Raw genomic sequence first — 13251 nt, 5'->3', positions numbered from 1 at the left:
TGTTTTTCCATTTGTTAAATATTGCCGGATGAAGTGGAGCGTAGCGGAACGGAATCCGGCAATATTTTTTGGTTCTTGTTCCGGTAAGCTATTGGGCTGAGCCCTCCCAGCGCGTCGTGGGGCCGGTGGTTATTGTAGTCCAGTATCCACTCCTCCGTAACTTCCCTTACTTCGTCGAGCGAATCGAAAATGTAAGCGTCCAGCACCTGTTCCCTGTATGTCCTGTTGAATCTTTCTATCAGTGCGTTCTGTGTCGGTTTCCCCGGCTGGGTATATTTGAACTCTATCCCGTTCGCCTCGCTCCAGTCCCTGGCCAGCATGGCTACAAACTCAGGTCCGTTGTCCATCCTTATCCTTTGCGGTTTGCCGTAACGGCTTACCAGATGGCGCAGAGTCCAGACAACTCTGCTGCTCTTCAGAGAATAATCCGCCTCGATGAACAGGACTTCGCGGTTGTAGTCATCTATCACGTTGAATGTACGGAACTTGCGCGTACTGTAGAGCGCATCGCTCATGAAGTCGATGCTCCAGGTATGGGTAAAGGCCTCCGGTATCACGATCGGCTCCTTTACCCGTAAAGGCAGCCGCTTCTTTGACTTCCTCCTCAATGGGAGACCCATATCCTTGTACACCCGGTGCAGCCTTTTGTGGTTTACCGCATAACCACCGTTGCGGAGCCTGAAATAGCCTTTCCAGAATCCTTCGCGCGGGTATGATCCGCTCTGGCTTTTCAGGAGTTCGATGAGCTCCGTGTCGTCCCGTTTCACGGGTACGTAATCCAGGCTGCTGCGGCTGACCTTCAACAGATGGCACGCCTTGCTGATGCCCCTGGGATAGATTTTGGCCAGTTCTCTTACCAGCTCCTTTTTTACGCAAGGCTTTAAAGCTTTTTTTCGATGACGTGTTTTGCCATGTCCAGCTCTAGCGCCAGATCAGCATACATGCGCTTCAGCTTGGCGTTCTCTTCCTCCAGTGCTTTTACCTTTTTCAGCTCGCTGGCTTCCATGCCGCCGTAACGCTGGCGCCACTTATAGAATGTCGCCCTGCTTACACCGTGCTCGCGCGATATAGTCTCAACGTCTTTCCCGTTCTCGAACTCTTTTAGAATGCCGGCTACCTGTACCGGACTGAATTTGCTCTTTTTCATATCTACAGTTTTTAAAGTTATTTACTCTACTTTTAAACTGTACTATTTTTGGGGGGAGCTTACAACAAATGGGTTTACGACAAGAATTAAAACCAATAAAATTGTCGGATAAACTATCCCAATAATTCGTTTAGTTTTTGTCTTTATTGAAAATAAGTTCCAAAGTAAAATTGTCGGTGTCCCGATTAAGAAACCAAAGTAAACGAACGATTTTAGAAATTGGTTTTTGATGTCAAAACTTGTCAAGCCGTCTAACAGGAAAAGTAAAACTGTCAAACAGTAAACAAGGTTTAATATTTTGGTTGTCTGTTTCAATTCGTGAGTGTCATCTTAAAATGCCCTATAACGTTTTGAAAATTTGTGCATAAATGGCATTGCTTGCAGAACCAATGTCAGCCCGCACTGAACTAAATAATTGACGAAAAACCTGAGTTGAACCACCGTCAGCCATTTTTGAACAAATTTGCTGTTATAAGGCGTTAATTCTTTTCAGATTTATACGCTTTTCTTGAGATATTAACGTCAAGCTTTCGCTGTCAGCATTATCTACTTCAAAATATTCATTTTTCGTTTCAACTCGTCTTCTAACAGTCTTTTCGTCGATTATAATTTTTATTATGTCGTTATATTTTATTTTTCTATTTAGGAGTTTAAGTCGGGAGCAAAGTAGTAAATGATGGTCGGCAAATATAATTTTAAAATAAGTCCTTTTTAAATAATGGATTGCAAAAACTGTCGCAACAATTAAAATAAAATTCATTACCATAATTAGTACTGCACCGTCAATCTCCCCAAAGAAAAAAATTGTCGAACAAATAATTATAACCAAGAAAGTCATTAATAGCAAAGTCAAAAGTACATTTAGAATTGAACTTAATAGTCTAATTCTGTTATCTCCAAATTGTCGGCTTTCGTTTATTTGCAGTTGCATAGGTTTAATGCCTTATAACGTTTTGGAAATTTGTGCAGAAATGGCATTACTTGCATAACCATTGTCGTACCGCACAAAACTAAATAATTGACGAAAAACCTGAGTTGAACCACCGTCAGCCATTTTTGAACAAATTTGCTGTTAGTGGCTGGTGTTTCTACGTGTTATTGGTATCCATATTTCTTCTTCTGAATTTGGGTCGTTGTTTTTGTATTTTTCGCCCAAAATTTCAAAGTGTGGTCTGTCGTCCAAATCATAAGCCGAATTTGGTAACCAAGTTCCTAAAATGTATTGAAAAATTGAATTGTCCGTATTTAAGCCTTTGTAATTAAAAACTGCATAAAGTCCGCTTGGCAAAATAAATGTTTTCATTTCCGCTGGCACATTGTCAAAGTTTGCAACCTCAACCGTCGCCCACCTTTCAAATTGGTTTGTCGGTTTAAAGTCTGTGAAATGTGTCGATTGGTAAACCACCAATGAAATTAGTTCGTTTGTCAGATTATTGGTTATTTCCTTTCGTTTTGGCATAAAACTTTTCCAAAGTTCTCCTGCTTTGTAATCAGCAAAACTCATTACAAGTCGCTGTCCAACTAATTTCTTTTCGTTTGATGTTTCAATTCTTGGTGTCATTTTGATATATCAATTCGTATTTGTCATTCGAGACGATGTCGTGTTACACTTGCCACTAACGGTTTGCAGGTTTGAGAAATTGCGGTTTTACCTGCAGAACCTCTGTCAGCCCGCACCAAATTAAATAAAAAACGGCAAAAGAAAGTGCAAGCACTTCGCCCCGCAATTTTGCAAACCTGTGGTTAGGTGTAGGTGTGTTTTTTCCATATTTAATCCACGCTTTTTGGTTTTCAGTTCGGTCGGCATTTAAAAATACTTCAGTTTTTTTCAATTTGTCCTTAAAAACCGAAAAAAATCCGGTCGGTTAAGCGTATTGGTCGGCTAAAAACCGGTTGAAATTGTCGTTCAATTGAGCAGTTAGGTCGGGCGTTTTGGTCGGTCTGAAACTTGTTTTTAAAAGCTGTAATTTCTGTCGTTTATTCGGTCCGCCGATTCAATTTTGTTTTAGTTCGGTTTTGTTTGATTCCTTAAATGCTTTCGGTCAGTTCAAATTTGTCCGTTTGCATTGGAGAAACTTTCGTTAACTAACGCATTTAGTTCGGGGAACATTTACCCATAACGGTTTGCAGGTTTGAGAAATTGCGGTTTTACTTGCAGAACCTCTGTCAGCCCGCAGTGAATTTAGTGAAAAGTGATGAAGAAAGTGTAAGCACTTCGCCCCGCAATTTTGCAAACCTGTTGTTATAAGTAGGTGTGTTTTTTTCATATTATATTCAAGTATGTTTTGGTTCAGTTCGGTCAATAGTAAAGTAGTTTTTCCTTTTCAACTTATTTGTGAAAACCAGAAAAATTCGGTCGGCTAATAGTTCGGACCGCCTAAAAAACCAATCGAAAATGTCGTTCAACAAAGCAGTTTAGTTGAGCCTCTTGGTCGGTCTGAAACTTGATTGTTACACCATGTGATTTCTATTTTGTTTATTCGGCTCGGTCGGCCTAATTTTGTGATTGTTCGACTTTTTTAATAAAATTAAAACATAGATAATAGACCAGAAACATAGGAACACTACTAGTTGAGTATTCAATATTTTATCTAATGAGTTTGATTCGGTGTACATAATACCAAAACTATATATAGTAACGGGAAAAGTAAGGAGAAGTCCACCCCATGAAATTGGAGTATAGAACCCAGATTGCGGATATAACGAAATCAAACTCAATGTACCTATGCCCACATATAGAAATGAGATTACAAAGGATTTAATTATTGGGTGATAGTTCGTCGTTACCATTTTATCTTTTAATTATAACCTTAAACAAATCTTTGCTGTTTAATCGATTCTACATGTCCGCCATCTGCATTGCGGGACTTTCATTCACTGATGCATTTCGTTCGGGAAACACTTACTTATAACGTTTTGCAGGTTTGAGAAATTGCGGTTTTACTTGCAGAACCTCTGTCAGCCCGCAGTGAATTTAGTGAAAAGTGATGAAGAAAGTGCAAGCACTTCGCCCCGCAATTTTGCAAACCTGTTGTTAGTGGCTGGGCTGTTTTTTTGCATAATATTCCCTGTTATTTATGGTTATCAAAAATTACTGTTACTGTAGTGTTTTTCTTAATATTATGCTCCTTCCAAATACCATTTAAATTTTCAGAATTATAATTAAAAGATATACGGAAGTTTCCAAAGTCTGCAATGATTTTTCTGTCCCGATATTCATAAAGAGAGCCACTTACTTCTATCCGCTGACTGATTATTTTTTCATCTTTATAGTTTGTGTAAATCTTAATGTCTTGCCACATAGGTCGATGTTCTGAAACCATTGATAAAGTTGTCAATACGCCTATATACAGATATGGAATTGCCAAACTAATTAGAAGAACCATAGTAATGTACTTTGTCTTCCTGTGTTCGAGGCGTCTAATTTGTCTAAATAAAAGAATGAATAGTATTGAAAATAAAGTCATGATTGCGAAAGTAGCAATCATGTCAGTCTGGGCGTTTAAAAATTCAAACGGAGTTCCAAGGAACAAAGCTGTAACTAAAAATGTCAGCCCAATAAATGTAAAAATCAATTTTCTATTCATTGTCGTGGTTTGTTCCTTCTTGTCGAGTAGCCTTGCCACTAACGTTTCGCGGCTTGGCGAAGGTGGCGATTTTACCACAAATGTTCATACGAAGCACACTCTTCAAATTTACGATAAACTGTCATACGAAGAACTGAACCGCCACTTTTGCCAAACCGCTGTTAGTGGCTGGGCTTCTTTGTTTTTCGTCTGTTAGCAACATTTTTTGTCCTGCTGAATTGGTGGACAAGCAACACTTCCGTAACTACAATAAACACAGCAGTCGCCTTGTTTTGGTTTTAGAACTTGTTTACATTTTTCACATTCGTAAAAATATTGACAAGCGTCTGTCGGCATTGTTTCTTCTTTCTTGTGTCCGCAGTTGGGACAAGTTATTGTTGATTGTAATTTGATTTCCATTTTAATTTTCTTTTTTGTCAGCTACAGAATATCCTGTTGAGTTTATTGCTTTTTCGATTTCAGAAATGTTTGTTTTTGAGTTGTCAAATTCTACGATTGCATTTCCATTTTCGTAAGATGCGTTTGAACTTATTATTCCTGTCAATTTATTTACTTCGTGATTTACGTGTTCGCCACAACTTTCACAAGTCATACCGCTAATCGTAAATTCTATTTTTTTAATATTGGATTTGTCCACTACTATGATTTGCTTTTCAGCCTTTGAGTAAAAAACACTTGAATAGTATGGAAAAGCAAGCATAACGATGGCAAATCCCGTTACTATTCCTAAAAACATTTTTGACTGAATGAATTTTGGTTTTTCTTCTGTCTCACAGTTGCAGTCAATTTGCTTTTTTGGTTTCAACTTTTGATACCAAGCAAAACCAAGCACTAAAATTGTCATTCCGATAAAATACGGTCGGAAAGGTTCAAGCCAAGAAAAAGTTGAGGCAAGTCCGCTTGTTCCTGCAATGAGAGCCAAAACAGGTGTAATGCAACACAATGAAGCTGCAATTGCTGTTAAAAGTCCTGCTCCAATTAGTTTGTTGTCTGTTTTCATAATGTTTCCAAAATTTTGTTTTCGTCAAGTATTTTGAAAAACGGTTTCAGCATTTTTTCATACTCTTTTGTTAATGAGTAAAAAATGGTTTGAGCTTCTCTTTCTGTTTCAATGAGTTTTCTGTCTTTGAGTTTTCGCAAGTGTTGTGAAACCGCTGAAATTGTCATACCAAGAATATCGCTTATATCACAAACACAAAGTCGTTTTTCTTCATAGATCAGAAAGAGAATTTTCAGTCTTACGTTGTTTCCTGCCAATTTAAGTCCGTTTGATAAATAGTCAAATGAGCCGTTGAGTTCTGAAACTCTGTCTTTACAGCGATTTATTTGTTTAATGTCCGCTTGTTGTCGTATGCAAGAATTGTTGTCCATAGTAGAAAGGTAGTCAATTTGCTTATTTAAGCAACTACTAAAATACGAAACATCAAAAAGAACCCGATTTGTCTGTCGGGTTGTGTCGTCATAGCCTTGCCACTAACGGTTTGCAGGTTTGAGAAATTGCGGTTTTACTTGCAGAACCTCTGTCAGCCCGCACCAAATTAAATAAAAAACGGCAAAAGAAAGTGCAAGCACTTCGCCCCGCAATTTTGCAAACCTGTTGTTAGCGGACGTTGCGGTTGCTTTCCCTGCGACATTCAAGTGCGGAAACAGCATTTCGGTCGGCATTTGATAAAGTTAAGTCTGTCAGCGCAGTTGATTTTTAAGGGCAGAAAACTTTTTCCGTTAGCTCTGTTTTGCAGAGCAGGTCGGCAAAAATAAACGGTTGCCGTGTCACAGGAGGTCGGTCAGAAAGCGCTTGAGGTCGGCAGTTTACAGCAAAGGGGAGGAGCAAAATCCAGGTCGGTCGGTGAACAAGCGGAATTTGTCCGGCTGACTTGTCGCCAAAGTTTAACAGCAAGATATTGTTCCAGTTCGGTCGGCAGTTTAAAACAGCGATATGTTTTCAGTAGCAATGCCCGCTAACGTTTGGCTAATTTGTGCAGAAATGGCATTGCTTGCAGATCCATTGTCGTACAGTACTAAATTAAGTAAATAACTGATGAATTAATGTAAACCACCTTCGGCCATTTTTGTGCAAATTTGCTGTTAGCACTCGTTTTTTCTAATCAGTTCTGTTTATTAATTGAGATTCTGCTAAAATTCTGTATGTCTTTCCTTTATCCTCAAATTCGCACACAACATCAACTCGTACGTTAGGTCCCCATTTCGGCCCATTTCTTACAATTCCCTCAACAATAAAAGCGGTATTTCTTCTTACCTCATTATAGTTTGCCGTCCAAATATCATTGTCCTTAATCAAATATTGTTTTTTAAGTACAATAGTGTTAGGAATAGTCATGCCGTTAGATTCTGTCAGTTTATTTGAGCAAACCATTTTCTTTCCGTCTTCTTCGGAAATTGGCATAAAGTCACGCCACAAATAGGGAATTAATATTAGATTATGGCCGTCTAATTTTACGCTCTCTGGACTGAGTCGTAGTTCTGTCGCAAATTTAGGGTCATTTTTTATGTTATTCTCAATTGTTTCTTTCTTACATGAAGAGAGTCCGATAAAAGCAATTAATGTTAGTAGGATATTTTTCATAAGTAGTATTTGTTAAAATGAGTGCTAACGGTTTCGGGCTTTGCGTTCGGGCGGGTTTCGGAGCACAAAACTGTCAACCAACACTGAACTCAAATAGAAGCACAAAGCTCCAAGTTTGCACATCACCCCGCCTGACGCAAAACCCGTGTTATAGCCAGTGGTTCCTGTCGTTCGACTTGTAAACAATCGTCAGGGTTTTAGTTTAATCTCTTTTATTCCACTTAGGTCGTTTTCCATTATTTTCCAATTTAAACATTTCGATTATAGCTTTTTCAATCGGTCGAGGAATGTCCTTTGCATTGTCACCACAAGTAACAAACCAGTGAATTTCGAGAGTTGAAATTCCATCTAGCTTCATTTGAATAGGAAGTGAAATACTTCTTCTTTGTCCAAATTGTTTACCAGTTAAAAATCTTCCTCTCAGCCCATCCTTTCTATGGATAATATTTCCCTCTGAACCTTCTCTGCCAGAAATACCAACATAGACGAGTTCCTTATTTTCCGAATAGAAAGCATACAAACCACTATAATCCTTTCGTATAGGAATATTACAAACCAAACTTAATACATCATTGATGCGAAATTGAAATCTCCCTTTGTTTTCATATTTCTCCAATTCAGCTAAAAGTTCTTGTGTTTTTCGCATATCGGGTAAAATGGATTGGTTTTGTTTTAATGTTTAAATTTCAAGTCGGTCTAGTCTTAGTTGCACGGTTGTCCCACCATTGGCTATAACGGTTGGCAGGTTTGCGAAATTGCGGTTTTACTTGCAGAACCTCTGTCAGCCCGCAGGGAATTTAGTGAAAAGTGATGAAGAAAGTGCAAGCACCGCGCCCGCAATTTTGCAAACCTGTGGTTATGGGTAGATGTGTTTTTTTCCATATTATATTCACGTTTGTTTTGGTTCAGTTCGGTCAGTATTTACAAATAGTTCAGTTTCTTATCCTTTCAATGTGTTTTTAAAAACCGAAAAAAATTCGGTCGGTTAAGCATTTCGGTCGGCTAAAACCCAAATTAAAATTGTCGTTCAAATGAGCAGTTAAGTTGAGCATTTAGGTCGGTCTGAAACTTGTTTTTAATAAGGTTGTGTGTAATTGTACCATGTTCAAACCATAAAGTAAATTACCGTAGCTATAAATATCATAAATAAATGAAACGTAACTATACTACTAAACGTAGTATTACTGATGTTTCCATTTAAGGTTAAAACTAAAATACTTACAATGGATGAGATTGATAGTATAAGAAAAACATATAGATTAATTCCGTTCATCCCTGAGATTAACTGCTCTGAATAGTTTCCGTTTTGGTTATAAACATTTGTCACATTTCTAAAAATTCTACTAGTGCTGATTGTGATTTCAGGATTTTCTATAAAAGTTTGTTCAAGAGAAAATTTGTAAGACTTCTTAGTAAAAAAGCGAAATCCTAAATATGTTTTGGTCGGCTGTCCAAACCTAAAAGCTGTATTCTGTTCAATTGCAGAGTAAGCGACAATTTTATCACTTTCATTTTTTTTGGGGATTATGTAACTATCTATTAAGGCGAGATTAACCACAAATGACAACACGAAAAGTGAAATTAAAGTAATCTTGTCAGCGTTGAGCATTCTTGTTAGGTTATAATCTCTCGATTGATGATTTGATATTTGATTGTTTTAAATTTTTATAATCTTACGGTTTAAATAACGAAATTTTCATTACCTGATGCGTTTCGTTCGGGGAACATTTACCCATAACGGTTTGCAGCTACACGCAGGCAGGGATTTTAACCACTGAACTTCCTATGAAGAACCAAACTTTAAATTCAGCACTTTCCTGTCCTACGAAGCACGAAACCCCTGCTTGCGTGTAGGTGCTGTTATGCCTTCGCCCTTCTATTTTCTCGTGTCGTGTCAAGCCGTTTGTAATTTTCTGAAACTGCAAAAAACAAAGTTCTGAATAGTGTCGAACGGTGTCTTGTGGTCAACCGTAATACATTTGATTTTCTCAAAAAACTTTTTCAGTCGGTCAGTCATTGTCGTTTCTGAATATTGTTTGATTTCTATTCCACTACATTTTTTTGGTCCTTGTTCCGAAAATGTCCCGATTACCAAAACACCTGTCGAGTTTATATTTTGTTCAGCAGTTTCCAAGTAGTTAGAAATTTCTTGTTCGTCTGTCAAAAAATGAAATGCCGCTCGGTCGTGCCAAAAGTCATATTTCTCTGTTGGTTTAAAAGTCGCTGCGTCTGCAACTATCCATTTTACATTTTTTGCTTTGTCCCCAAGTCGTTGTTTAGCTCTGTCAATGGCAGCCGCTGAAATGTCGAGAACTGAAATGTCTTGATAACCCAAGTCGAGTAAATGGTCAACCAAAAAACTGTCGCCACCGCCAATGTCAATCACTTTTGCAGTTGTCGGCACGTTGAATTGTTTAAAGAAGTCCAAAGAGGTTTCTGGTGTCGGTTGAAACCAACTAACTTCTTTCAGTTCTTTTGTCTGATAGATATTTTCCCAATGTTTTTTGCGGTCAAAGTTTTCCATTTTTCTATGTCGTTTTTATGTTTCGATGTCGTCTTTTAGGGTGAGGCATAACGGTTTCGGGCTTGGCGAAGGTGGCGATTTTTACCACAAAAGTTGATGCGGAGAACAAATGTTTGATTAACCACAAATGTGTCTGCGGAGTACTGAACCGCCACTTTTGCCAAACCCGTGTTATCGGTTCGGTGTTCTTTTTCGTCCGCTGATTTTTCGGTCGTTTTGGTCGTGCGGTTGGGCAGACACACTCTTTGCCAAGTTTTGGTTCGCGTGTTGGCTGGTGCGACTTGGCAATGTGTGTGGCTGTAAAGCGTAGGCATATTTTATTTTATGTTTAGGCTCTCAATCAGAGATTCAGGCTGTTGAGTTCCAATAAATATTTTCTTCCCGTTACTCAATGAAATTTCAACACCTTTATAACCTTTTACTGTGTAGGATTGATAATTTTTGTTCCACGGAATTCCCATACCCCAACCATGAAATGTTCTGTCTGTGTTATATTCCTTAACAGTCGCATTACTTATTTCGTTAAGCCTTATTTTTCTGAAGTGCCAATGAAACGGAAACATTTTGAACTTAAAATATTTTTTGTCAATTTTAATTGAAAGTCTAAAAAATAAGAGCAACAGGTTAATAGTCAAAGGAAGAATAAGTAAAATTAGAATATCATACATTTTGTGTTCGGTTGAAATTCCATTTTTATAAATATGGGAAATGGATGCAGTCCAAATTGCTGCAACCAAAAGCCATGGTAACAGTCTGCGTTGATATTGATGTTCTTCAAATAAATTACTCATTATCTTTATTTTTAAAAAATGAACCTATGCCCTTACCAATTTTCTGAACGGCTTCTATCCCCTTGTTTAGCGGTTCTGCGGAAAAGTCATCATATTTCTCACTACTAAAATTATCAGTATATTGTTGGGGATAAATTACGAACCTGCTATTAGCTGTAAAGTGTTTTTCAAGTTTAGTAGGAAGATTCTCTAATACTCCCATGTAGGAAGTTGCACCTTTTCGGGCAGAAACCAAAACGAATAAATCATCCGCATGAATGTGCCTTGAAAATACGAGAAAATCTTCCCAATCAGTGAATGGGTTTACTTTGATTGATGCCGTAAGTTTGAATTTTTTGAATGTTTTTTCAACCGCTTTTTCAGTTGCCTCATTGCAATACAATACAATTGGAATGGTTAATTCCTGAGCAAGTATTGCAATTTTGTTTAACCATAAATCAAACCCATTTTCGTGCTCTGTCAACGGAGGTGCAGCAATGACAATTCTTTTGTGGAGAACCAAAGGTTGTTCCAAATGGCAGATAAAAGTGGTCTTGTCCGTATTACTCAATATAGTATCCATTTTTTCGTCAAAAAATTTATCTATGAAACCCGAGCGTTGAGGCCATCCAAGGACGATAATATCAGCCATTATTTCTCTTGAAATTCTGGCTATCCCACTTGCTGGATTGTGGTCAATAGTTGTTATGATATTTACTTTTGTTTCGGAGGCAGAAGCTTGTCTTACAAATTCTTCCAATTTATTTCTTGCTTTCAGTATATTAATTTCAGCTTCCTTATTATTGGATACAACCGAAAGGATTGAGACAGGATTTGCAGATTTCTTTTCCTTAATAAAAATCGCAAACTCAAGAAGCTTTTCTATGCTTGAAACGTTTGCAATAGGCAAAAGAATGTGTTCATTATGAATACCATTCAATTTTGCAAGACCTTCTGTATCGTCTTCAGATTCAATTACAATTTTTTTAGCAGCTTTTTCAGTAGCAAATGATGCAACTATACATGTTATTAAAATAAGTATAATGGTTCCGTTCAGAATGTTCTCGTCCAATATTTCAGCTTTATACCCCACTAAAATTACTGCAAGCGTTGCAGCAGCGTGGGCACTGCTCAATCCGAAAATAAGTTGTCGTTGTGCTGTAGAATACTTGAATATAAGTTGCGTAAATAATGCGGCAAACCATTTTCCAAATAAAGCTACAACCGTCAGCGTTCCTGCTACAATAAGAGCCATAGGGCCACTTAAAATTACGCTTACATCAACCAACATTCCAACGCTAATAAGAAAAAATGGAATGAATAAGGAATTTCCAATAAATTCTATACGATTCATCAATGCAGAGGAATGTGGAATGAGTTTGTTTAATGCTAAACCAGCAACGAAAGCTCCTATTATTGCTTCAACTCCTGCTATTTCTGCCAAAAATGCTGCAAAGAACACTACCGCAAGAACGAAAATATAGTGAGAGTGTTTTTCGCTTTCGAGTTTTCGAAAAAACCATTTTGCGATTCTTGGAATTATGAGAAACATAATTGCCGAGAAAATGGCTAATGAAACACTTAACCTTATCCAAAATTCTGAGTTCAGATTTCCTTTGCTGTTTCCCATGATTACAGCCAAAATAATAAGAACTGCTGTATCTGTTAAAATTGTTCCGCCTACTGTTATGGCAACAGCTTGATTTTTTGAAACTCCTAATTTACTCACAATGGGATAGGCGACAAGTGTATGTGTCGCAAACATGCTTGCAGTAAGAAAACTCGCATTGAAATCATATCCGAGTAAATAAAAGCAAACGGGAAAACCTATTCCTAATGGAATAATAAACGTAAAAAATCCAAACAAAAGGCTCTTTTTTCGGTTCGATTTGAATTCGTTCATGTCGAGCTCAAGTCCTGCAATGAACATGATGTAAAGAAGGCCAATAGTTGAAAAGAGGTCAACCGCAGAATTTTTCGCAAGGATGTTAAAACCATGCGGGCCAATAACCACTCCTGCTATTATTAATCCTATAATTCCGGGAATATTTAATCTTTTCAGCAGAATGGGTGATAGCAGAATGATAAATAAAATCAATGAAAATATTAGCACGGGGTTTCCCAATGGTAATTCAAATTCGTGTATTAAGTGTTTAAAAAAATCTGTCATTTATTGTCTCTTTAATAGTTTATTTTTTCTGTTCTAAATTACTCTATTTATTTTGTGCGGTGGCAAAAATTCAAGCTCTTTTGGTTTTCGCTTTGGATTTGTGTGTCGGCAAAAACCAAATGTGCTTGAATGTGCGGTCGGCTTTTTACACTGACCGATAACGTTTTGCAGGTTTGAGAAATTGCGGTTTTACTTGCAGAACCTCTGTCAGCCCGCACCAAATTAAATAAAAAACGGCAAAAGAAAGTGCAAGCACTTCGCCCCGCAATTTTGCAAACCTGTGGTTAGGTGTAGGTGTGTTTTTCCCATATTCTGTTCACGCTTTTTAGTTTTCGGTTCGGTCGGCTTCTAAAAATACTTCAGTTTTTTTCAATTTGGCCTTAAAAACCGAAAAAAATCCGGTCGTTAAGCGTATTGGTCGGCTGGAAACCGATTGGAAATGCCGTTCAATTGAGCAGTTAGGTCGGGC

The 13251-nt window shown here is 37.7% G+C and carries 13 protein-coding genes; all 13 read right to left on the bottom strand.

The genetic code is table 11. The annotated features are described in order from the left end of the window. Window positions 1-14: 14 nt before the first annotated feature. On the bottom strand, window positions 15-839 hold the full coding sequence (locus BCY91_RS02895; protein ID WP_394341545.1) for an IS3 family transposase: 825 nt from the start codon (window positions 837-839) through the stop codon (window positions 15-17). 41 nt (window positions 840-880) lie between these two features. Further along, the gene (locus BCY91_RS18030; protein ID WP_394341544.1) at window positions 881-1147 is read right to left on the bottom strand and encodes a transposase; all 267 of its coding nucleotides are present in this window, start codon (window positions 1145-1147) and stop codon (window positions 881-883) included. A gap of 469 nt (window positions 1148-1616) precedes the next feature. Next, the gene (locus BCY91_RS02890; RefSeq protein ID WP_147387895.1) at window positions 1617-2078 is read right to left on the bottom strand and encodes a hypothetical protein; all 462 of its coding nucleotides are present in this window, start codon (window positions 2076-2078) and stop codon (window positions 1617-1619) included. Between the two features lie 141 nt (window positions 2079-2219). After that, the gene (locus BCY91_RS02885; RefSeq protein WP_120180527.1) at window positions 2220-2708 is read right to left on the bottom strand and encodes a GyrI-like domain-containing protein; all 489 of its coding nucleotides are present in this window, start codon (window positions 2706-2708) and stop codon (window positions 2220-2222) included. Window positions 2709-4218: 1510 nt separating this feature from the next. Beyond that, window positions 4219-4734 carry a hypothetical protein gene (locus BCY91_RS02875; RefSeq protein ID WP_147387894.1) on the bottom strand — a complete coding sequence of 172 codons (516 nt, stop codon included), beginning with the start codon at window positions 4732-4734 and terminating at the stop codon, window positions 4219-4221. Between the two features lie 192 nt (window positions 4735-4926). Further along, window positions 4927-5133 (bottom strand): GDCCVxC domain-containing (seleno)protein, encoded by a 207-nt coding sequence (locus tag BCY91_RS17995; protein WP_069796431.1) that lies wholly within the window; start codon window positions 5131-5133, stop codon window positions 4927-4929. A gap of 1 nt (window position 5134) precedes the next feature. Then, window positions 5135-5734, bottom strand: a complete 600-nt coding sequence (gene merTP / locus BCY91_RS02860) for a mercuric transport protein MerTP (RefSeq protein WP_120180523.1) — start codon at window positions 5732-5734, stop codon at window positions 5135-5137. After that, on the bottom strand, window positions 5731-6105 hold the full coding sequence (locus BCY91_RS02855; protein WP_120180522.1) for an ArsR/SmtB family transcription factor: 375 nt from the start codon (window positions 6103-6105) through the stop codon (window positions 5731-5733). Before BCY91_RS02855 ends, merTP begins: the two co-directional genes overlap by 4 nt. A gap of 730 nt (window positions 6106-6835) precedes the next feature. Further along, window positions 6836-7318 carry a hypothetical protein gene (locus BCY91_RS02845; protein ID WP_120180520.1) on the bottom strand — a complete coding sequence of 161 codons (483 nt, stop codon included), beginning with the start codon at window positions 7316-7318 and terminating at the stop codon, window positions 6836-6838. 202 nt (window positions 7319-7520) lie between these two features. After that, complete coding sequence (locus BCY91_RS02840; RefSeq protein ID WP_120180519.1) at window positions 7521-7964, bottom strand: GIY-YIG nuclease family protein; 444 nt, start codon at window positions 7962-7964, stop codon at window positions 7521-7523. Window positions 7965-9212: 1248 nt separating this feature from the next. Next, a complete protein-coding gene (locus BCY91_RS02830; RefSeq protein WP_120180517.1) occupies window positions 9213-9842 on the bottom strand; it encodes a class I SAM-dependent methyltransferase in 630 nt (209 codons plus the stop codon). A 317-nt stretch (window positions 9843-10159) separates the two neighbouring features. After that, complete coding sequence (locus tag BCY91_RS02820; protein ID WP_120180515.1) at window positions 10160-10633, bottom strand: hypothetical protein; 474 nt, start codon at window positions 10631-10633, stop codon at window positions 10160-10162. Then, complete coding sequence (locus BCY91_RS02815; RefSeq protein ID WP_120180514.1) at window positions 10626-12782, bottom strand: cation:proton antiporter; 2157 nt, start codon at window positions 12780-12782, stop codon at window positions 10626-10628. The genes BCY91_RS02820 and BCY91_RS02815 overlap by 8 nt, the downstream gene beginning before the upstream one ends. Window positions 12783-13251 lie beyond the last annotated feature (469 nt).

This window comes from Pelobium manganitolerans (assembly GCF_003609575.1).
Taxonomy (GTDB): Bacteria; Bacteroidota; Bacteroidia; order Sphingobacteriales; family Sphingobacteriaceae; genus Pseudopedobacter; species Pseudopedobacter manganitolerans.
The sequence above is the reverse complement of the archived record's forward strand: the minus strand, read 5'-3'. Positions and strand labels throughout refer to the sequence as shown.